Source organism: Enterovibrio coralii (assembly GCF_001559595.1).
GTDB lineage: Bacteria > Pseudomonadota > Gammaproteobacteria > Enterobacterales > Vibrionaceae > Enterovibrio > Enterovibrio coralii.
Genome location: NZ_LNTY01000055.1, coordinates 82663 through 102185 on the forward strand (window position 1 = coordinate 82663; position 19523 = coordinate 102185).

A 19523-nucleotide genomic window follows, 5' to 3' on the forward strand; every position below is an offset into this window, starting at 1 on the left:
TTTTTAGTTATTACGCGGAATGGCTAATCTATGCTCACGTAATAATAAAGGAATGTCGTGACATGTTACTCAAGGAACTTTCTGCGTTGGCAAGTCCGCTCAATGACCAACAGATTGGTCAGTTGCAGCAAGCCGTGGCTGAGTTGTCGCCGCAACAGCTGGCGTGGATCAGCGGTTATTTTTGGGGCTTGAGCCAAACGCCAGCTGCCGCAGGCAGCAACCCTCAACCTCTGGCACAAGCCGTCGCTACCGCAGCAAACCCTGCGGGTAAGCTCACCATCATTTATGCCTCTCAGACCGGTAACGCGAAAGGCGTTGCAGAAGCACTGGAAGGGAAAGCGAAAGCTGATGGCATCGAGGTGTCGCTGTTTTCTGCGGACGACTACAAACCGCGTGATCTGGCAAAAGAAACGCACCTGATCATCGTGGCATCGACCAACGGTGAAGGCGAGCCGCCAGATAACGCGATTTCTCTCCATGAATTTCTGCAGTCGAAGAAAGCTCCGAAGCTCGATAAGCTGCAATACGCGGTATTGGGTTTGGGGGATTCCAGTTACGAGTTCTTCTGTCAGACAGGTAAAGACTTTGACACCTTCCTATCTAAACTCGGTGCGAAAGCCATTGCGCCGCGTGTTGATTGCGATGTGGATTACGACGCAGAAGCGGAAACGTGGAGCGCAGACGTACTGGGTAAAGTGAAGGAAACCCTCGGTGGCGGTGCTGACGAAGTGGTTGTTCCTTTGCATGCAGCGACGTCGGCAGGCGCGGCATCTGCTTACAACAAGCAAAATCCTTATGCAGCTGAACTGGTAGCAAACCAGAAAATCACGGGCCGTGATTCCGGCAAAGACGTTCGCCATATTGAAATCGATTTGGGTGAATCGGGTCTGACTTACCAGCCGGGTGATGCCTTGGGTGTGTACTACACCAACAGCCCTGAGCTTGCCGATGAGATTCTGGCGAAAGTGGGTTTGAAAGGCGATGAAACCGTTGAGGTTGCGGGTGAGTCGCTATCACTTCGTCAGGCGTTGATTGAGAAGTTTGAAATCACGGCATCGAATCCACAGCAAGTTGCTGCGATTGCAGAGCTGTCAGGTAGCAAAAAGCTGCAAAAGCTGGCGGAAGACAAAGACAAGCTGCGCCAGTATGCGAACAACACCCAAGTGGTGGATGTCCTTGGCGAGAAGAAAACCACACTGACGGCTGAGCAATTAGCGGGTCTTCTTCGTAAACTGACGCCACGTTTGTACTCGATTGCATCAAGCCAAGAAGAAGTCGGTGAAGAAGTGCATCTGACTGTTGGTCTGGTGGAGTTCCAAAACGGTGATAACACCCGCTTTGGTGGTGCTTCAGGCTTCCTGTCACAGCGCGCTGACGACGCTGAGTCTGTGAAAGTGTTCATTGAGCACAACAACAACTTTAAGTTGCCAACAGACGACAATGCGCCTGTCATCATGGTCGGCCCAGGTACGGGTATCGCGCCATTCCGAGCCTTTATGCAAGAGCGAGATGCACGCGGTGCAGAAGGCAAAAACTGGCTGTTCTTTGGTGACCGCACCTTTACCCAAGATTTCTTGTATCAGGTAGAGTGGCAGAAATTCCTGAAAGACGGTTTATTGAGCAAAATCGACCTCGCCTTTAGCCGTGATCAAGCCGAGAAAGTCTATGTTCAGCATAAGATTGTCGAGCAAGGCAAGGAAGTATGGCAGTGGCTGCAAGATGGGGCATACCTCTACATCTGTGGTGACGCGACCTACATGGCGAAAGACGTACATGAAGCATTGATTACTGTTGCCGAGGAGCACGGCGGCAAGAGCCGAGAAGACGCAGAAAACTATTTGAACGAACTGCGTAAGGCGAAGCGCTATCAAAAGGATGTGTATTAATGAGTGACAAGCAAGTCGTGTTGGGCGAAGAGTTGGGCCCATTGGCGGACAACGAACGCCTGAAAAGAGAGAGCAATTTTCTTCGCGGCACCATCGAGCAGGATCTGTCTGATCCGGTAACAGGTGGCTTTACCGCAGATAACTTCCAGCTGATCCGATTCCACGGCATGTATCAGCAGGACGACCGAGACATTCGTGCCGAGCGTCAAAAGCAGAAGCTAGAGCCGCTGCATAACGTGATGCTGCGTGCCCGTATGCCAGGTGGCATCATCACGCCAAAACAATGGCTGGCGATTGATGAATTCGCGACCGAGCACACCATGTACGGCAGTATCCGTCTGACGACGCGCCAGACGTTTCAATTCCACGGTGTGTTGAAGCCAAACATCAAGCTGATGCACCAAACGCTGAATAAAATCGGCATCGATTCGATTGCAACAGCTGGTGATGTAAACCGTAACGTGCTGTGTACCACGAACCCAGTGGAATCTGAGCTTCACCAAGAAGCCTATGAGTGGGCAACGAAAATCAGTGAGCACCTGCTGCCGAAAACTCGTGCGTATGCAGAAATCTGGCTGGACGGTGAAAAGGTAGAAGGCCATCAGGATGAAGAGCCAATTCTGGGCTCTAACTACCTGCCACGTAAATTTAAAACCACTGTCGTGATCCCACCGCAAAATGATGTGGATGTGCACGCCAACGATCTGAACTTCGTGGCGATCGCCGACAACGGCAAGCTGGTGGGCTTTAACGTCTTGGTTGGTGGTGGTCTGGCGATGACACACGGCGACACCAACACCTATCCGCGTAAAGCGGATGACTTGGGATTTATCCCACTGGATAAAACCTTGGATGTCGCGGCAGCGGTGGTGACCACACAGCGTGACTGGGGTAACCGTTCTAACCGTAAGAACGCGAAGACCAAATACACGCTGGATCGCGTCGGCACTGACGTGTTCAAGGCTGAAGTGGAAAAGCGCGCGGGTGTGAAGTTTGAAGCAAGCCGTCCGTATGAATTCACTGACCGTGGTGACCGTATTGGTTGGGTAGAAGGCATTGATGGTAAACATCACTTGGCGCTGTTTATTGAAAACGGCCGACTGCTGGATTACCCGGGCAAGCCGCTAAAAACCGGTGTGGCTGAGATTGCGAAAATCCACAAAGGCGATTTCCGCATGACCGCGAACCAGAACTTGATTGTGGCGGGTGTTTCTAAGTCCAACAAAGCCAAGATTGAAAAGATTGCTCGTGCTCATGGCCTGATTGATGATGGCATCAGTGAGCAGCGTAAAAACTCAATGGCCTGTGTGGCGTTCCCAACCTGTCCATTGGCGATGGCGGAAGCAGAACGTTTCCTCCCAGGCTTTGTGACTGAGCTGGAAGGCGTGATGGATAAGCACGGCATAGGCGATGACCACATCATCTTCCGTGTGACGGGTTGTCCGAATGGCTGTGGTCGCGCCATGTTGGCGGAGATTGGCTTGGTGGGTAAAGCACCGGGTCGGTACAACCTCCACTTGGGTGGTAACCGTGAAGGCACCCGTGTACCAAAAATGTATAAAGAGAACATCACCGATGCGCAGATCCTTGAAGAGATCGACGCACTGGTCGGTCGCTGGGCAACTGAGCGAAACGACGGCGAAGGCTTCGGTGATTTTGTTATCCGTGCGGGTATTATCGCAGAAGTGAAAGTCTCTAAGAGGGATTTCTATGCCTAAATTTCAACTGTCCGATCTGCTTGGCCGCACCAAGGCTGAGCAAATATTAGAACTGGCGCCAATCAATGCTGAGCTAGAGAGCATGTCAGCGCAGGAGCGGGTTCGCTGGGCGTTGGAAAACCTGCAGGGCGAGTTCGCCCTGTCATCAAGCTTTGGCATTCAAGCAGCTGTGATGCTGCATCTTGTTACCCAAGAAAAACCGGACACGCCTGTTATTTTGACCGATACAGGTTACTTGTTCCCAGAAACCTATCAGTTTATTGATGAGTTAACTGACAAGCTGTCGCTGGACTTACGCGTTTATCGCGCAGAGCAAAGCTCGGCTTGGCAGGAAGCCCAATACGGTAAGTTGTGGGAACAAGGCGTGGAAGGTATCGAGCGATACAACCGCCTCAACAAAGTTGAGCCGATGCGCCGTGCATTAGATGAATTGAATGTGGGCACTTGGTTCTCGGGACTTCGCCGCGACCAATCCAGTTCGCGCCAAACGTTACCTATTTTGGGTATTCAAAATGGCGTATTTAAGTTCTTGCCAGTGATCGACTGGACGAACAAAGATGTTCACTATTACCTAAAAGATCACGATCTGCCGTATCACCCATTGTGGGATCAAGGTTATGTGTCTGTCGGTGATGTGCACACGACGCGCAAGCTCGAAGCGGGGATGAGCGAAGAAGAAACCCGTTTCTTTGGCCTAAAACGCGAATGTGGTCTTCATGAAGATGACGTGAGCGGAGATGGCGAAGGGATCTAAACGTCTCGCAACGAACAGAAAGTGACGCTTTATAGCGTCACTTTTTTTATGCCTTCTGAAAGCCAAGGTGTTTAGCTATCAGTAATTGCGAAACGTTCTGTCGACATCGTCAAAGCACTGCTGACGATCTTTGTTGTTGCGGATTTTATAGCATTCGTCTTCAGCCATGTTTCTGCCCGCTTCTGGGGTACACGCTGAGAGGAGAAAAACGGCGGCGAGAGTCAGGATGATGTGTTTCATGAGTTGCTGTGTCGCTGGGTGAACATGGTCATAGTCTAGGTGGTGAAGGTGGCACCTCTCAAGTGACAGTCTTGAGACCCGCGCACTAGTCTGGGTGATTGGCGATTTGCTGGGCAATTTGCTCGCTGAGTTTGTTTATTCCGCGTTGATTGAGTTTCTCTTGTTGTCCTTTGATTTCAACAATACGTTCAGGCAATGCCTTACCAGAGGGAACATGGACCGCATGGGCCATCAAGTAGGCAAACAGGAAGCTGGGTTTATGTAATCGGGTTACCACCACCCAATCGGCTTGTTTGCTTTTGCCAAGCTCAGTGACGGCGTTAGCGTGCTGATATAAATAGCCAAAGCCTTGGTTTGCGGCGAGATACTCCTCATCACGGAGTGAGATGAGATGAAGGTGTGGACGCTTGCTCAATGCCTCTCTGAGTAACGGCGCGAGTGTGGCTGTGCGGGCGACTTCCGCCTGATTGTTCTCTGCGTAGGTCAGATCGTTAAGCTCAAAATCGAGCACGACAACTCCTTGCGAGGAGGCGGCAAAGGCAGATGAAACAAACAGCAGGAAGAGAAACGCGATGCCGTATTTTACGCTTGAAAGAGACATGGCTGAATGCCAAAAGAGCACGGCACTCGAAAGTGCCGTGGTAGGGATTTAGTCGTCATCATCGTCTTTGCGTGGTTTGGATGAAGCGGCAACCACAGGCACGCCATATTCCTCCAAGATCATCGCAATTTGAGGGGCGTTGGCGTCCATGGCCATTTCAACCGTTTCTTTCCAAGGTCGCTCACCGTATCTCACGCCCATGGAGATAGCGAAATCAAACACATTGCTGCCTTCAGACGTCATCGGGATGACGGCCAAATCTGGTTGAGGTTTGGCGAAGTAGCCCGCAATAGGACCCCAGATCACCAGCACATCGTACTCACCCTCAGCTACGCGCTTCACCATTTTTCCGGGGTAATCTTCGGGATCGCCGTTCATGATGCGGAAAAATTCGGTGTTGTCTTTAAACCCGTTGTCTCGAAGCCATGAAACAGCAGGTGATGGCTAAAGGCCGCGACTTTGAGCTTTTTCTTTACATCATCAGGCAAGTTGGCGAGGTCTTGCTGCGTTTTCACGTTCGCTAACTCGCCGTCATTGCGGATCAGCAAAGAATACGCCGAGCGATAGTAAGGCTTGGTGGTGGCGGCAATATCAAATTGTGCTGGTACACCAATTACCAAATCACAGGCAAAACGACCGTTGTCGTCAGACCAATTTTTTAGGGTGTTGCGAATAAAGCCCATGCGCTGTGGAAACCAAACGTATTCCACGTCTAACCCAAAATAGTCACCAAGCTGTTCGGCAATCTTGTTCTCAAACCCCTGTTGGTCACGATTGGAGTAAGGCAGGTTGTTGGGGTCAGCACAGACGCGAAGCTTGTCTGGGAGCGGCGACGGGAAAGCAGGCTCCGCTGCTCCGGCCGACACCACAAACAGCATCGAAATCGCGATAAGGAGGCGATGGAATAATTGTGTCATTGTCGCCTCCTACTTCGCTTGTGTGATTTGCTGACCAACGAAACACTGTTCTTCGGCTTCACCTTTAATGGTGAGATAACCTTTTCGCGCGCTTCTACTGTCTTTGGAAGAGCGGAAGTAGCCGCCTCGCTCACCACGCATGTTACGAAGACGCACAAACGCGTCGGCATAGGTGTATTCATCAAACGTCATTTGGTTGGCGATTTTGTCGATGACACAGCTGCATCCATACATGTTGACGTAGTTTGGCCCACCTTTAAGGGCCATACACTCTTGAACGAATTTCACTCTTTCAACGGTAGGGAAATCGTTGGCACTGGCAGGTGCGCTAAACACACCCATCAGCAAAATGAAAAGCGAACTTACTTTGACGACTTTGACCATAAGTTGCCTCCTGCAAGGTTATAGCAGACCTTCTTTTTCTAGATGTTTTCTGAATTTTTTCAGCAAGCCCTTCGCGGGCAGCAAGGATTTGTCTTTCTTAATTTCTTCGAAGTAAGCATCAATGATGCCGTTGATGTTGTCGGGATTGCCGACAAGGATGATGCCGCCCATTCGAGCTCCCCAATGTGGCGTGCACTTGTAGACATACACACCTTCATTGTCGAAGACAAAGCTGACATCGACACCCATTTCAGTGAGGATTTTATCCGTGCCTTCCGGCACCATGACGTCAATGGTCTCGATAAGGTGGGCGGGCATGTTGGTCCAACTCACCCGATCTCCGGGCTCAATTACCACAAATAGCGGGTCGAATTTCACCCCAACAGCACGAATTTCATATTCTTCTTCAGCAACGCTTTGTCCGACCAATCCCCAGAATAAACAGAACGATAGAATGATACGTTTATACATATGAATTCCTTTTTCATAACCAATTTGAGTGTAGAAGGCGGGGCGCAAATTCAACCTGATGCATTGCTTCAGGTTTGAGAAAAAGGGGGAGTTAATCTCCCCCTTGTTGTTTTTTATACTTAATTTGGCAGTGCGAAGACGGTGAGCACACCACCTAGCTGGGTGTAGTCAGACAGCTTACGATAAGCACCTACCGCACCCAGACCGTCAGTGTCACCTTCGAGGCCCGCAGCCATACCGATACCAGCCCAACCACCAATGCCGGACAGCACTGCGATGTACTGTTTGCCGTTGTGCATATAGGTGTTCACGTTGCCGATAATGCCGGATGGGGTTTTGAAGCGGTAAAGCTCTTTACCTGTCTTCTCATCCACGGCTTTCAGGTAGCCTTCTAGCGTGCCGTAGAAGACAACACCACCGCCCGTTGCGAGCGCGCCACTCCATACAGAGAATGGCTCTGGCACTGACCATACGATTTCGCCTTTCTCTGCATCCCATGCGATGAAGTTACCCAAACCGCCGTGGCTGTCAGGTGCTGGGAACATAGAAAGTGTCGCCCCTACATACGGTTGACCTGCCGTGTAGGAAACTTCGAATGGTTCATAGTTCATGCACACATGGTTAGTGGGTACATAGAACAGACCTGTTCGAGGGCTGTAGGTCGCAGGTTGTTGGTCTTTCGAACCCAATGCAGCAGGACAGATGCCTTGGGTGTCGACGTCTTCCCCGTTGTATTGGGTGGAGTACTTGTCAACAACCTGAGGGCGACCGGTTTCCATATCAACATGAGTTGCCCAGTTCACTGCAGGGTCAAACTTCTCTGCCACTAAGAGTTCGCCAGTGACGCGGTCGAGGGTGTAGCCGAAACCGTTACGGTCGAAGTGCACCAGCAGCTTGCGGTCTTTACCGTTGAACTTCTTATCAACCAGAATCATCTCGTTGACGCCGTCGTAATCCCACTCATCGTGTGGCGTCATTTGGTAGACCCATTTCGCCATGCCCGTATCGGCATCACGTGCATGATGGTCATGGAGTAACGGTTGTCACCTGGGCGTTGAGAAGGGTTCCACGTACTTGGGTTACCCGTTCCGTAGTAAACGAGGTTGAGCTCAGGATCATATGAGAACCAGCCCCAGGTCGTACCGCCACCAATCTTCCACTGGTCGCCTTCCCAGGTTTCTAGGCTGGAGTTTTTGCCAATTGGCTTGAGCATGGCGGTGGTTTTCTCTGGGTCAACCAGCATTTCCGCATCAGGACCTGTGCTGTAAGCACGCCATGCAACGCTGCCGTCTTTGATGTTGTATGCGGTCACATAGCCGCGCACACCAAACTCACCACCACTGATACCTGTGATGATTTTGTCTTTCACAACCAAAGGTGCGTTGGTGTTGGTGGCACCGACTTTCGGATCGCCATTGACCACTTTCCAAACCACTTCACCGGTTTTCTGATCCAGCGCGACCAAGGTGGTGTCTGCCTGTTGCAAGAAGATTTTGCCATCGGCATAGGCCAAACCACGGTTTACGGTGTCACAACACATCACCGCGATAACAGAAGAATCCTGCTTTGGTTCGTACTCCCAATTCAGTGCCTTGGTATTCAAATCGATTGAAAACACTTTGTTTGGGAAAGGGGTGTGGATGAACATGGTGTCACCCAGTACCAAAGGGCCGCCCTCATGTCCGCGAAGGACACCGGTTGAAAACGTCCAAGCAACCTGAAGATCTTTGGCATTTTTCGCGTTGATCTGATCCAGAGGGCTGTAACGGGTACCGTCATAGTTACCCCCCCACATGACCCATTGGTTGGGATCTTTTTGAAGCTCGAGCAGTTCATCGTTTGCCTGAGCGACTGTCGGAGACAGCATGGCAAGTGAAACCGTTGCGACGGCAAATACTCCGCTTCGCAACCTATCTACAACTAACATCTTTACTTCCTCCATGACGGCATGCACAAGATCAGTAGCGATTTGTACATGATGCCGTGTCGTTGCAATTTAGTGGCGCAATCCGCGAGTTGTGAAGGGTCGCTCTTATCACCAGTGCTTGATGTTGCCTTGAAGCGTGAGTGGCGTGTCTGGCGAACTACAACAAAGCGGTTTAGCGTTTTAGCATTGAACCCGAATGCCAACTTACATCCAGCATTTCTGGCTCAGCAGCAACGCGCCGCCAAACCTTGTTAACAAAATGTTGGTGTTTTGAGTTTATGGCAGCTTTTCGGCTTGTGTGAGCGGGAAAAAGACACAACACTTTTGTTCCGGGGCAACAATGTCTTGCTCCTAAAAAATGTGGCTTAGTGCTTTGATTAATAGCTATTTTTTGTTGTGGTCGTCGAGTGATTTTCATGACTGAAAGTCACGGATTGGCCAGACCAAGTTGCAATTAAATCAGTTGGATATAACGGTCGGCCAATCCTGCGTTTTTATTGAGACGGATGACGGGTTGAATCAAATGTCCCATTCGCTGGAAAATTCGCGCCCAGTCGAATCTTTCACGTCAGCTTTGAGTTTTCCCTGTTTGTCTTTATCGACATGGAAGGTAAACGTTGGGTTTTCACTGATGGAGATCCCACCGTTAAAACTCATCACAGGCTCCCCCTCGAGCGTAATGTTTACATCACTCACATAATCTGACGGGATCCAGTGGCGAGTCAGTTGATCAATTTGCAGCCCGCTGTAGTTAGGGTGGCTGATGAGAAGCTGCAACTGTCGGGTATCATCACTGCCTAAATCCTTGAGTTTCATGCGTCCCATACGCTGGCGTGCCAAAACATCATCGGCACCAGCAGGTGCTGAGCAACCGCCGGAGGCTTTGACAAAATTACTGGTGATATGCAGTTTGCCGTCGGCGGTTTGTGCGATAGCACGCACAGGGCTATATGCGTTGATCCTGACTCGGGTTGAGATATTTGCGATCCCGCTGTTGGGAGTCAGATCGAAGGTGCCCACAATGGGTGACGGGTTGTTATCGACGATCAGATAGATTTTCTCAACGGGATTGGGATCGTCCTGCTTAACGTTTACTTTGATGTCCAACGGGACAATTGCAGCATCAATCGCGCGTTTTGGTGAGATGAGGGTAACGACGTCATCTTCAATCAGATCGCCTTGGTTGGGAAACAGGCTGTCTCTGATCAAGGGCCAATTGGCACTTTCCAAGTCGTCTTGAGCGTGTGTGGTGACTGGCAGAACAAACAGCAGTGCTGACAGCATGGCGATGGCGGACTTCATGGTCTTTCTCCTTACGTTACTCCCACTCCAGCTCTTTGTAAGCCTGAATGACATTGCGCGGATGGAACAACTCAAACAACTTCCATTCTGACGACTGGGAGGTGAGTACGGTCTCGCTGGCGGTGTTGATATCGATGTTTTTCTGAATAGCGGCACGTACTTCCTGTGCCAATGAAGAGAGATAGCGCGTTTGTTGTTTGAAGGCGTCAGGCCCCGTTTGCACGGCACCATGCCCCGGAATCACTTGTTTGTAGGGAAGGGCTTCCAATTGTTCGGTGACTTTCAGCCATCCCAACAGGCTACCGTCGAGTGTCGGCGTGTGTTCGACAAACAAGAGATCGCCAGCGATCAAAGTACCGGTTTGCTCATCAAATACCGTGAGATCGTGGCGGGTATGTGCGCGTTCGTGCGCCGTTAAAATCAGTGGGCGATTGCCAAGATCAATAACCGTTTCGGTTTCGACCAACATGGTTGGGGCGACAGGTTTTGTGCCTTTAAACCAAGGGCTGTTGAGCCTTTCCATGTAGTAGCTGACCTTGGCTGCGAAATCGCCGGGATAGCGGGTATGCGCGACAAACTGAGGCTTTTCCTGCACAAAAGCCTGATTGCCAAAATGGTGGTCGGGATGCACATGGGTGGTAACGACATACTTAATGGGTTTATCGGTTTCTTTACGGATCGCTTTTAGCAGGGCTTCTCCGGTGCGCTGACTGCCGCCGGTATCGATGACAGCAACTGCCTCGTCTCCAACAATAAAGGTCATATTGGCAACGGGGTCGGTTTGAGTGGTGAACAGGTCGGCGATTTTGCTTGGTGGCAATACACTCCCGAAGCTACTTCATCTAAGGTCAAATCATGAGATTGACCAACAGCTTGGGGAGTCAAAGAGAGAAACCCCAACAGCACGATCAGTATCTGCCTAATAAAGCCGTTCATGGGCGCACCGGGGTGTGGGTTTCAAGCTCGTATCCCGCGTCTTGCCACCCTCTGACGCCAGCGCGGTACCAATAGACATCTTCTGCACCTAACTCAATGGCGCGCTTGCCCGCATTCCAAGAGTGCCAGCAACTGGGTTCACAGAAAATCACCACAGGCCTATCTGCAGGCAAGCTGTTTTTGAGCAAGGCAATCAGTGAATCCGGCACGATCCCATGACCCACGTTGGCAAGCCAAAGGGACGCAGGAATAGTGTCGCGCTTAGGTTCAATCCATAAGGTATCTTTGGTGAGCGTATCGGGGCGATTGGGTGCGGGGTAAACATCAATCAGCAATGGATTGCGCTGCGCAATGAACGATTTCAGCACTTCAGGCGTATTGATCACCTGCGCTCCCTTTAACGTTTCCGGAACAGGAGCACGGTACTGCGAATTTCGATAGTCGGCCGGTTCTGGAACTGTCTCTGCATTGATGCTAATGACGCAAAAATAAAGAAAAATCCCACACTTAACACGTAAAGCCTTAATTAGATTGTGGACTTTCATACTACTTTCTTCCGATAAATCTCCTACCTTGGTAGGAGAAGGGCGGAGAGTTACCCATTATGGATTAACATTAGGATAACAATCAGACCGTCAAGGGGCGGGTTTTATTGTTGCAGCCATCAATAAACTTCTTTTCAGTGGAGCAAAGATGAACCGTTGGAGTGGTGTTGAAGAATTTGTTGAAGTTGTCAACAGTGGCAGTTTTACCGCCGCCGCAAGGAAGCTCGGCGTGTCGACTTCTCATGTCAGTCGTCGAATAGATGCATTGGAAAGCCGATTAAGCACGAGACTTCTCTACCGTACAACGCGACAAATAACGCTGACTGAGGTCGGCAAGATGTATTTCGATCACTGTAATAATCTGATCGAAAAGTTTGCTGAAGTGGAAGCACTGGTTACCCAGATGCAGACGGAGCCCGTGGGGACGTTAAAAATCACCGCGCCGTCAATTTTTGGGGAGAAGTACATTGCGCCTTTAGCCAATGACTTTATCAAGGTGCATCCCAAACTCAGTGTGGAGTTTCACTTTACCAATGATGTCGTAGACATAGTGCATGACGGCTATGACTTAGCAATCAGAACCGGTGAATTGAAAGACAGCACGCTTATGGCGAAAAAACTCGCCCCACGCAAGCTGTATACCTGCGCGTCTCCGTCTTATCTCAGAGAGCATGGCGTTCCCCAATCACTGGAAGATCTGCAGTCCCACAACTGTTTGGTCGGATTGGTCGACACGTGGGCGTTCTCGGAAAACGGGACCTGCGTGCAGTTCAAACCCAAAGGCCGTTGGCACGGTAACAGTGGAAGCGCAGTGTTAGATGCGACGCTGCGGGGGTTAGGTTTGGCACAATTACCTGATTATTATGTGAATCAGAAGATTGAGTCAGGCGAGCTGGTGGAAGTGCTGACAGAGTTTCATGCGCCGGACTCAGCGGTGTGGGCGGTATACCCATTTAACCGTAACTTGTCCGCCAAAGTCAGGTTGTTCGTGGACTTTCTCTCTGACTCTTTCTCGCACCATTTGCCGTGGTTAGAGGAAGAACATCACGATGACGCTCATCATGGTGAGACGCCCAATCAAGAAGCGAGCTGACGTTTAGCCTCGCTCAGCGACCAGGCATAAAAAAAGCCAGCACAGAAGCTGGCTTTTTTTGTGTTGGGCTTACAGAATGTCCAGTAGCTCAACTTCGAATACCAGTGCAGCGAATGGTGGGATTGCTGCACCCGCACCGCGCTCACCGTATGCCAGGTCTTGTGGGATGTACAGTTTCCACTTAGAACCTACAGGCATCATTTGCAGTGCTTCAACCCAGCCTTTGATTACGCCAGTTACTGGGAACTCAGCTGGTTGACCGCGCTCTACAGAGCTGTCGAACTTAGTGCCGTCAGTCAGAGTACCGTGGTAGTGAACACGTACTTGCTTGTCAGAAGTTGGGATTTCGCCGTTACCTTCAACCAGAACTTCGTACTGAAGACCTGACTCAGTCACGTTTACTTCTGCACGCTTCGCGTTTTCAGCCAGGAATGCTTCGCCTTCTGCTGCTGCTTCTTTTGCCGCTGCTTGACGAACTTCTTCTGCTTTCATGTGCAGTTCACGCAGAGCGTTGTTGATTTCGTCAACTTCGATTTCAGGCATGTTACCCGCCAGAGCGGTCGCGATACCTTTCGCAATTGCATCAACGTTCAGACCTTCCAGGCCGCTGCCAGCCAGTTGCTGACCCATTTGCAGGCCGATGCCGTAGCTTGCTTTTTGCTCTACGGTCTCCAGTTTTACATCAGACATGTCGTCTCTCTTTATTTGCGGGTTTAAAGTAGCGAAGGATAACAGGTGCAGGTAGTCAGGGACAAATCGGGTTACAGATTGGTTATTGAATATGCGCCCGAAATACAGGAAAGTACAAATGTCAGTCAGTAGATTGTGGTTGCTGACAATTTGCTGATAAAAGCCTTTTAGTATGCAAAATTTTTGCGACTGGAAGAATCCTGATGAGGAAATTGGGAGAGGTTATGACCTTGAAAGGAAAACGCGTTAAGAAAAGTGCATCCGCCACGCCGCCTATGGGTGAGGCAATCAAAGCCGCGTTCGAGAAAGTAATTGCCCAAATAAAGCCGTTGTTCGAAAAAGTGAAACCCCATTGGGAGGCATTACCTAAGCCTCATCGTATCGGTGTTTCCGTGATTGCTGCGTTGCTGGTGGTTTTGCTGATCTGGCCGTCGAGTGACGAGACGGCAGAGCCGGTGGTGACAAGTGGTGAGCGTGTGTCAGTGCCGTTGGATTTAACTGGCAATACGCAATCAGCCCAACAAAGTGATGATGCTGGGTTCGATAACAATGCTGCACCGGTTGTGACTAACCAGACGGTCGACACGGATTGGGTGAACTATGAAGTGCAGCGCGGAGATACGCTGTCTAATATCTTCCGCGACCAATCGCTGCCACTGCCTGATCTCTATGCCATTTCGGCGATTGAAGGCACAGACAAGCCACTCAGCCGTATTCAGCCGGGCCAATTACTGCGCTTTAAGCGCAATCCGCAAGGCGAGTTGGACATGCTGCAAATCGAGGCGAGCAAAGACAAATCGGTGATCTTCTTCCGCTTGTCTGACGGCAGTTTCGCCCGCCGTAATTGATTTGCTGAAAATGGCGGTCTATCAGGCCGCCAGTCTTCGCATGTCAATATGCGGGATACCATCTTCCAGATACTGCTCTGAAATTTCTTCAAAGCCGTGACGACGGTAAAACTCACGCAAATGGTACTGCGCACCAATGGTGATTGGGGCGTGCGGCCACACATCGTGTGCTTGCAGCAGTGCCTGACTCACCAAATCATGTCCACAGCCGTTGCCACGTTCTGTGTTGGCAGTAACGACGCGACCAATGCTGATGTCTTCATAGGTTAGCCCTGCTGGCAGAATACGCGCGTAGGCGGTCATCTTGTCGTCTCGATAGCCGAGAAGGTGCAAGGTTTCCGGATGGGTGTCATGACCATCCAGCTCTGGGTAGGGGCAATTTTGCTCTACGACGAACACGTCAGTACGTAACCTTAAAAGGTCATAGAGCTGTCGGGTCGACAGCTGACCGAAGGTCAGGGTTATCCATTGCATTTTTATTATTCCGATTAATTTTTAATCTTGGGCTACCTTGGGTGTAGCTCATAGTGCTGCTTGTCGTCCGTCAACATATAAAAAAACCGCGACCTAAGCCGCGGTTTTTTTGTCTGCAAAGCGAGATTTTTCAATAATTAAACATTTCGTTAATTATTTTTTCAAATCAACGCTGTAAAGCGCAAAACCAATGTCGTCAGTGCCGACTTTCTTCATTGGGTATTGGCCTTTTTCCGCGATGAACTTGGCTGCTTTCTCGCTTGGCGAGGTTTCAAACACGATGTTCAGATCCTTGTCTGACTCAATAGGTGAAAATGACCAGTTGTTGTCAGCGGTCGGTGTGACTTCGCCTTTCTCTGCGGTCACTTTACTGATGTAGTTTGCGACCACTGTGCGGTTTTCATCCGGTGATGCGAACGCGATGAAGTCGTTACCTGTGCCAGGGAACTTGCCTAAGTACGCACGGTAGTTGTTTGCCGCCACCAAGAAAGGCTGCGCCGGATCGACTGGCTTGCCGTTGAACGTCAGTTGGGTAATACGTTCTGATTCTGGGTTGATCAGATTACATTCGCCGTCGTAACGCGCAGCTTGTGTCAGGTCGATTTGGTAGTTCACACCGTCGATCACGTCGAAGTTGTAGGTGCGGAAGCCGTCCCAATTGATCAGCGATTGCTGCGCTGAAGAGTTTGGATCGATTTGGTTGAACTGACCCGCAGTACATTCCAGCCACTCTTTTACTTCTTTACCGGTCACTTTCAAGGTCACCAGCGTGTTCGGGTAAAGGTACAAATCTGCCGCGTTACGGAAGGTCAGTTCGCCCGATTCCACTTCGGTGAAGTTTGACGGGTCGTCTTTACGGCCGCCGGCTTTAAACGGTGCAGCCGCCGACAGAACTGGAATGCCTTCCAGATCCGGATCGCCTTGGATAAAGCGCTCAACGTAGTCCTTCTGCGCCATGTTCACGATCTGAACCGTTGGATCGTCCTGAACCAGTGACAGGAAGCTGTACATCACATCGTTCGCTTTACCGATTGGTTGGTTAACGAACTCGCGTGTCGCTTTGTGGTCAGCCAGCAGTGCTTTACGCATTTCTGCGTCAGCGGCTGCCATTGATTTACCGTCAAAGATAGGACGTGATTCGGTTTGAACTGGCGTTACAACCCAGTCGTCGCCTTGCTTGTCCAGTTGCAGGTCCATGATACCTACGTGGCTACCCCAGCGGCCAGGCATCACAGCGGCAACATCTTTGATGGTGCCTTTCTTGTTGTCTACGCCAGGGATGTTATCAAAGCCTTTACCCGGGAATACCGCGTGCGAGTGGCCGAAAGCGATCGCATCGATGCCATCGACGTCAGCGAGGTAGTAGACCGAGTTTTCAGCCATGGCTTTGTATTCGTCTTGTGACAGACCCGAGTGCGGGATAGCTACGATAACGTCAGCACCTTTGGCTTTCATTTCTGGTACCCACTTCTCGGCACTGGCTTGATGTCTTCGGCAATCACTTTGCCTTCAAGGTTTTTCTTATCCCACACCAGAATTTGAGGTGGAACGAAGCCGATGTAACCCACCTTCACCAGATGCGCTTTGCCATCGGTGTCTGTCATGGTGTGTTCTTTGATGATGTAAGGATTGAAGTATGGTTTGCCGGTGTTGGCGTCGTAAACGTTGGCTGAGATGTAAGGGAATTTCGCGCCTTCGAGCGTGATGTCGAGGAAGTCCAAACCATAGTTGAATTCGTGATTACCAATGTTACCCACATCGTAATCCAACTGGTTCATTGCTTTATAGACAGGGTGGATTTCACCTTTCTCAATGCCTTTTGCAGCCATGTAGTCGCCCATTGGGCTGCCTTGGATCAGGTCGCCGTTGTCGACCAGTACGCTGTTTTCGACTTCATCCTGAGCCGCTTTTACCAGCGTTGCTGTACGAACCAAGCCAATTTTCTCGCTCGGTGTGTCCTTGTAGTAGTCATAGTCCATCACATTGGTGTGAATATCGGTGGTTTCGATAATGCGCAGTTTGATGGTTTCTGCCATAGCTGGGCCTGCCATCGTCATCATGCCTGCGAGGACGGCGATAGAAAGCGGTTTAGCTGTCGGTTTCATAGATGCTCCATAAGGATCAAGGACGGAAAACATGCGTATTTTGCATACTCATAGCAGCAAAAGGTTACATTTCATCTGATAGTGTGATCTCTATCGTTACATTGATGTCCTTATATCAAAGCATGATGACTAAAAAAATATACACACATAGTATTTTGTGGCCGAAAAGAAGGCTTGTTTGTGAAAGGGTAATAACCAAAGCGTTATAAAAAATGAAATTTTAGAATTTCAGGTCATATCGCGAAATCTCTATAGTGTCTTTCAAAGGACGGAAAAGGCTTTCACTATGGATTACTTGCCAATATTCGCAAAACTGGATGGACGACCGTGTCTCGTGGTTGGAGGCGGCGAAGTTGCGTGGCGCAAAACACGTATGCTGCTCAAAGCGGGTGCCGCGGTCACTGTTGTATCGCCAGATGCCGACCACGAAGTCGTCAGTGCCGCAGAGCGTGGCGAGTTGGTATGGGTAAAAGAAGCCTTCTCCCCACAGCATTTAGACAGTGTCTTTTTGGTGATTGCCGCTACCGACAATCCGTTGGTTAACGAGCTGGTATCTAATGCCGCGAATGCCCGCAATGTGTTGGCGAACGTGGTAGATGACACACCGAAATGCAGCTTTATCGTTCCCTCTATTGTTGATCGCAGCCCGATCGTGATTGCGATTTCTTCCGCCGGCAAAGCACCGGTGCTTGCAAGATTGCTTCGCGAGAAGCTTGAAACCCTTATCCCTTCTCACATTGGTCGCATGGCAACCTTAGCCGGCGAGTTTCGTGACACGCTGAAAACCAAAGTGAAAACTCTTACTGGCCGTCGCAAGTTTTGGGAAATGGCGTTTGATGGCCGATTTGCCTCTCTTGTTGCTGCGGGCGATGAAAAAGGGGCGAAGGCTGAGCTGGAAACTCTGACATCTGGCGTGTCGCTGCAAGGCGAAGTCGCGCTGATTGGCGCAGGACCGGGTGACCCGGGTTTGTTGACCTTGCGTGCGTTGCAAGTGATGCAGCAAGCAGACGTGGTGCTTTATGACTATTTGGTCTCAGATGAAATCATGGAGCTTTGCCGTCGCGATGCAGAGCTGATTTGCGTCGGTAAGCGTGCGAGTTACCACAGTGTGTCACAGGAAGAAACCAACGCCATGTTGGTCAAACATGCACTGAAAGGCAAACGTGTTGTACGCCTGAAAGGCGGTGACCCATTCATGTTTGGTCGTGGTGGTGAAGAGCTGCAAGTGTTGCAAGAAGCTGGCGTGCCGTTTCAGGTGGTACCTGGCATCACGGCAGCCGCTGGGGCAACCGCGTATGCCGGTATTCCGTTGACGCACCGCGATTACGCACAAACGGCGATGTTCATCACGGGCCACCTGAAAAAAGAAGACGACAGCTTCCGCTGGGCCACACTGGCGCGTGGTCGTCAAACCCTAGTGATCTACATGGGACTGATGAAAAGTGCCCATATCCAGCAGCAACTGATCCAACACGGCCGCGCACCGGACACTCCTGTTGCCATTATCGAGAATGCACCCGCGCAAATCAGAAAATCTATAAAGGACAATTAAGCGAGCTCGAATCACTGGCAGAAGGCGTGGGCTCTCCTGCACTTATCGTTGTCGGTGAAGTCGTTGAACTCGCAGACCAGCTGAGCTGGTTTGGAAAGCAATCATTCCATACGGCAGGTGATGCTCATGCACCTTCTGTGGTTAATTTAGGCTAAGGAAAGTACGAAGAATGGAAGCCAAGACTCTTACCCACCTCAAACAGCTTGAGGCAGAAAGTATCCACATCATTCGTGAAGTGGCGGCGGAATTCGATAACCCGGTGATGATGTACTCCATCGGTAAAGACAGCTCCGTCATGCTTCACCTTGCGCGCAAAGCGTTTTATCCGGGCAAGATCCCTTTCCCGCTTCTGCACGTCGACACCGACTGGAAGTTCAAGGAGATGATCAAATTCCGTGATGAGACGGCGAAGAAATACGGCTTCGAGCTTTTGGTACATAAGAACCCAGAAGGTCTGGCGCAGGGCATTAACCCGTTTGATCACGGCTCGTCTAAGCACACTGACATCATGAAAACACAGGCGCTGAAACAGGCACTGAACAAATATGGCTTTGATGCTGCATTTGGTGGTGCTCGCCGTGACGAAGAGAAAAGCCGCGCGAAAGAGCGCGTATACAGCTTTCGCGATAAAAACCACGTTTGGGATCCAAAGAACCAGCGTCCTGAACTTTGGCACACCTACAACGGACAGGTGAACAAAGGCGAAAGCATTCGTGTGTTCCCTCTGTCGAACTGGACTGAGCTCGATATCTGGCAATACATCTATCTCGAAGGCATCGACATCGTGCCACTGTACCTGTCTGACGTGCGTCCAGTGGTTGAGCGTGACGGTATGCTGATCATGGTTGATGACGACCGTATGAAGCTGCAAGAAGGCGAAGAGATCCAACAAAAGAGCGTTCGCTTCCGCACCTTGGGTTGTTATCCGCTAACCGGTGCTGTGGAGTCAGAGGCCAACACCTTGACAGGGATCATCGAAGAAATGCTGGTGGCGACATCCAGTGAACGTCAGGGACGTGCGATCGACCACGATCAGTCCGCTTCGATGGAATTGAAGAAACGTCAGGGATATTTCTAAGG

At 50.5% G+C, this 19523-nt stretch carries 15 protein-coding genes and 4 pseudogenes; 7 read left to right on the plus strand and 12 right to left on the minus strand.

The genetic code is table 11. From position 1 onward, the window contains the following. Positions 1 to 62: 62 nt before the first annotated feature. The 3 genes from ATN88_RS20560 to ATN88_RS20570 are packed head-to-tail and all read left to right on the plus strand — an operon-like array spanning position 63 to position 4358. On the plus strand, positions 63 to 1886 hold the full coding sequence (locus tag ATN88_RS20560) for an assimilatory sulfite reductase (NADPH) flavoprotein subunit (protein ID WP_067419491.1): 1824 nt from the start codon (positions 63 to 65) through the stop codon (positions 1884 to 1886). Then, entirely contained in the window at positions 1886 to 3604 is a 1719-nt protein-coding gene (gene cysI, locus ATN88_RS20565) for an assimilatory sulfite reductase (NADPH) hemoprotein subunit (RefSeq protein ID WP_067419492.1), read from the plus strand. Before ATN88_RS20560 ends, cysI begins: the two co-directional genes overlap by 1 nt. Continuing rightward, the gene (locus tag ATN88_RS20570) at positions 3597 to 4358 is read left to right on the plus strand and encodes a phosphoadenylyl-sulfate reductase (RefSeq protein WP_067419493.1); all 762 of its coding nucleotides are present in this window, start codon (positions 3597 to 3599) and stop codon (positions 4356 to 4358) included. Before cysI ends, ATN88_RS20570 begins: the two co-directional genes overlap by 8 nt. A 78-nt stretch (positions 4359 to 4436) precedes the next feature. On the opposite strand, the gene ATN88_RS26245 is transcribed toward ATN88_RS20570, so the two are convergent. The 9 genes and pseudogenes from ATN88_RS26245 to ATN88_RS20610 form a co-directional block, all read right to left on the minus strand. Then, a complete protein-coding gene (locus ATN88_RS26245) occupies positions 4437 to 4598 on the minus strand; it encodes a hypothetical protein (protein WP_198158431.1) in 162 nt (53 codons plus the stop codon). 85 nt (positions 4599 to 4683) lie between these two features. After that, positions 4684 to 5199 (minus strand): DUF2380 domain-containing protein, encoded by a 516-nt coding sequence (locus tag ATN88_RS20575; RefSeq protein WP_067419494.1) that lies wholly within the window; start codon positions 5197 to 5199, stop codon positions 4684 to 4686. A gap of 48 nt (positions 5200 to 5247) precedes the next feature. After that, positions 5248 to 6077: pseudogene (locus ATN88_RS28665) on the minus strand (quinoprotein dehydrogenase-associated putative ABC transporter substrate-binding protein). Between the two features lie 48 nt (positions 6078 to 6125). Beyond that, the gene (locus ATN88_RS20585) at positions 6126 to 6500 is read right to left on the minus strand and encodes a hypothetical protein (RefSeq protein ID WP_067419495.1); all 375 of its coding nucleotides are present in this window, start codon (positions 6498 to 6500) and stop codon (positions 6126 to 6128) included. Positions 6501 to 6518: 18 nt separating this feature from the next. Then, positions 6519 to 6971 (minus strand): plastocyanin/azurin family copper-binding protein, encoded by a 453-nt coding sequence (locus ATN88_RS20590; RefSeq protein ID WP_067419496.1) that lies wholly within the window; start codon positions 6969 to 6971, stop codon positions 6519 to 6521. A 119-nt stretch (positions 6972 to 7090) separates the two neighbouring features. Continuing rightward, positions 7091 to 8838 (minus strand): annotated as a pseudogene (locus ATN88_RS20595) (methanol/ethanol family PQQ-dependent dehydrogenase). Positions 8839 to 9417: 579 nt separating this feature from the next. Then, positions 9418 to 10200, minus strand: coding sequence for a quinoprotein dehydrogenase-associated SoxYZ-like carrier (locus ATN88_RS20600; protein ID WP_067419497.1), 783 nt, complete (start codon positions 10198 to 10200; stop codon positions 9418 to 9420). Positions 10201 to 10216: 16 nt separating this feature from the next. Continuing rightward, a complete protein-coding gene (locus tag ATN88_RS20605; protein WP_232313454.1) occupies positions 10217 to 11020 on the minus strand; it encodes a quinoprotein relay system zinc metallohydrolase 2 in 804 nt (267 codons plus the stop codon). Between the two features lie 112 nt (positions 11021 to 11132). After that, complete coding sequence (locus ATN88_RS20610) at positions 11133 to 11663, minus strand: rhodanese-like domain-containing protein (protein ID WP_332308949.1); 531 nt, start codon at positions 11661 to 11663, stop codon at positions 11133 to 11135. Between the two features lie 166 nt (positions 11664 to 11829). Here ATN88_RS20610 and ATN88_RS20615 point away from each other — a divergent pair, with 166 nt between their 5' ends. Then, complete coding sequence (locus tag ATN88_RS20615; RefSeq protein ID WP_067419498.1) at positions 11830 to 12774, plus strand: LysR family transcriptional regulator; 945 nt, start codon at positions 11830 to 11832, stop codon at positions 12772 to 12774. A gap of 69 nt (positions 12775 to 12843) precedes the next feature. On the opposite strand, the gene ATN88_RS20620 is transcribed toward ATN88_RS20615, so the two are convergent. Then, positions 12844 to 13464 carry an FKBP-type peptidyl-prolyl cis-trans isomerase gene (locus tag ATN88_RS20620; RefSeq protein ID WP_067419499.1) on the minus strand — a complete coding sequence of 207 codons (621 nt, stop codon included), beginning with the start codon at positions 13462 to 13464 and terminating at the stop codon, positions 12844 to 12846. A 224-nt stretch (positions 13465 to 13688) separates the two neighbouring features. Between ATN88_RS20620 and ATN88_RS20625 the strand changes: the two genes are divergently transcribed. Next, on the plus strand, positions 13689 to 14312 hold the full coding sequence (locus tag ATN88_RS20625; protein ID WP_067419500.1) for an OapA family protein: 624 nt from the start codon (positions 13689 to 13691) through the stop codon (positions 14310 to 14312). Between the two features lie 21 nt (positions 14313 to 14333). Here the strand turns inward: ATN88_RS20625 and ATN88_RS20630 are convergent, their stop codons facing one another. Together ATN88_RS20630 and cpdB are read right to left on the minus strand one after the other, a co-directional pair. Further along, complete coding sequence (locus ATN88_RS20630; protein ID WP_067419501.1) at positions 14334 to 14786, minus strand: GNAT family N-acetyltransferase; 453 nt, start codon at positions 14784 to 14786, stop codon at positions 14334 to 14336. 153 nt (positions 14787 to 14939) lie between these two features. Continuing rightward, positions 14940 to 16891: pseudogene (gene cpdB, locus ATN88_RS20635) on the minus strand (2',3'-cyclic-nucleotide 2'-phosphodiesterase). Positions 16892 to 17177: 286 nt separating this feature from the next. Between cpdB and cysG the strand changes: the two are divergent. Both cysG and cysD read left to right on the plus strand, forming a co-directional pair. After that, a pseudogene (gene cysG, locus ATN88_RS20640) lies at positions 17178 to 18598 on the plus strand (siroheme synthase CysG). A gap of 14 nt (positions 18599 to 18612) precedes the next feature. Continuing rightward, entirely contained in the window at positions 18613 to 19521 is a 909-nt protein-coding gene (gene cysD, locus ATN88_RS20645) for a sulfate adenylyltransferase subunit CysD (RefSeq protein ID WP_067419502.1), read from the plus strand. Positions 19522 to 19523: the final 2 nt, after the last annotated feature.

Excerpts from the sequence above, each read along its gene's own strand:
- ATN88_RS20560 (WP_067419491.1), top strand. The coding sequence starts at position 63 with ATGTTACTCAAGGAACTTTCTGCGTTGGCAAGTCCGCTCAATGACCAA.
- cysI (WP_067419492.1), top strand. The coding sequence starts at position 1,886 with ATGAGTGACAAGCAAGTCGTGTTGGGCGAAGAGTTGGGCCCATTGGCG.
- ATN88_RS20570 (WP_067419493.1), top strand. The coding sequence starts at position 3,597 with ATGCCTAAATTTCAACTGTCCGATCTGCTTGGCCGCACCAAGGCTGAG.
- ATN88_RS26245 (WP_198158431.1), bottom strand. The coding sequence starts at position 4,598 with ATGAAACACATCATCCTGACTCTCGCCGCCGTTTTTCTCCTCTCAGCG.
- ATN88_RS20575 (WP_067419494.1), bottom strand. The coding sequence starts at position 5,199 with ATGTCTCTTTCAAGCGTAAAATACGGCATCGCGTTTCTCTTCCTGCTG.
- ATN88_RS20585 (WP_067419495.1), bottom strand. The coding sequence starts at position 6,500 with ATGGTCAAAGTCGTCAAAGTAAGTTCGCTTTTCATTTTGCTGATGGGT.
- ATN88_RS20590 (WP_067419496.1), bottom strand. The coding sequence starts at position 6,971 with ATGTATAAACGTATCATTCTATCGTTCTGTTTATTCTGGGGATTGGTC.
- ATN88_RS20600 (WP_067419497.1), bottom strand. The coding sequence starts at position 10,200 with ATGAAGTCCGCCATCGCCATGCTGTCAGCACTGCTGTTTGTTCTGCCA.
- ATN88_RS20615 (WP_067419498.1), top strand. The coding sequence starts at position 11,830 with ATGAACCGTTGGAGTGGTGTTGAAGAATTTGTTGAAGTTGTCAACAGT.
- ATN88_RS20620 (WP_067419499.1), bottom strand. The coding sequence starts at position 13,464 with ATGTCTGATGTAAAACTGGAGACCGTAGAGCAAAAAGCAAGCTACGGC.
- ATN88_RS20625 (WP_067419500.1), top strand. The coding sequence starts at position 13,689 with ATGACCTTGAAAGGAAAACGCGTTAAGAAAAGTGCATCCGCCACGCCG.
- ATN88_RS20630 (WP_067419501.1), bottom strand. The coding sequence starts at position 14,786 with ATGCAATGGATAACCCTGACCTTCGGTCAGCTGTCGACCCGACAGCTC.
- cysD (WP_067419502.1), top strand. The coding sequence starts at position 18,613 with ATGGAAGCCAAGACTCTTACCCACCTCAAACAGCTTGAGGCAGAAAGT.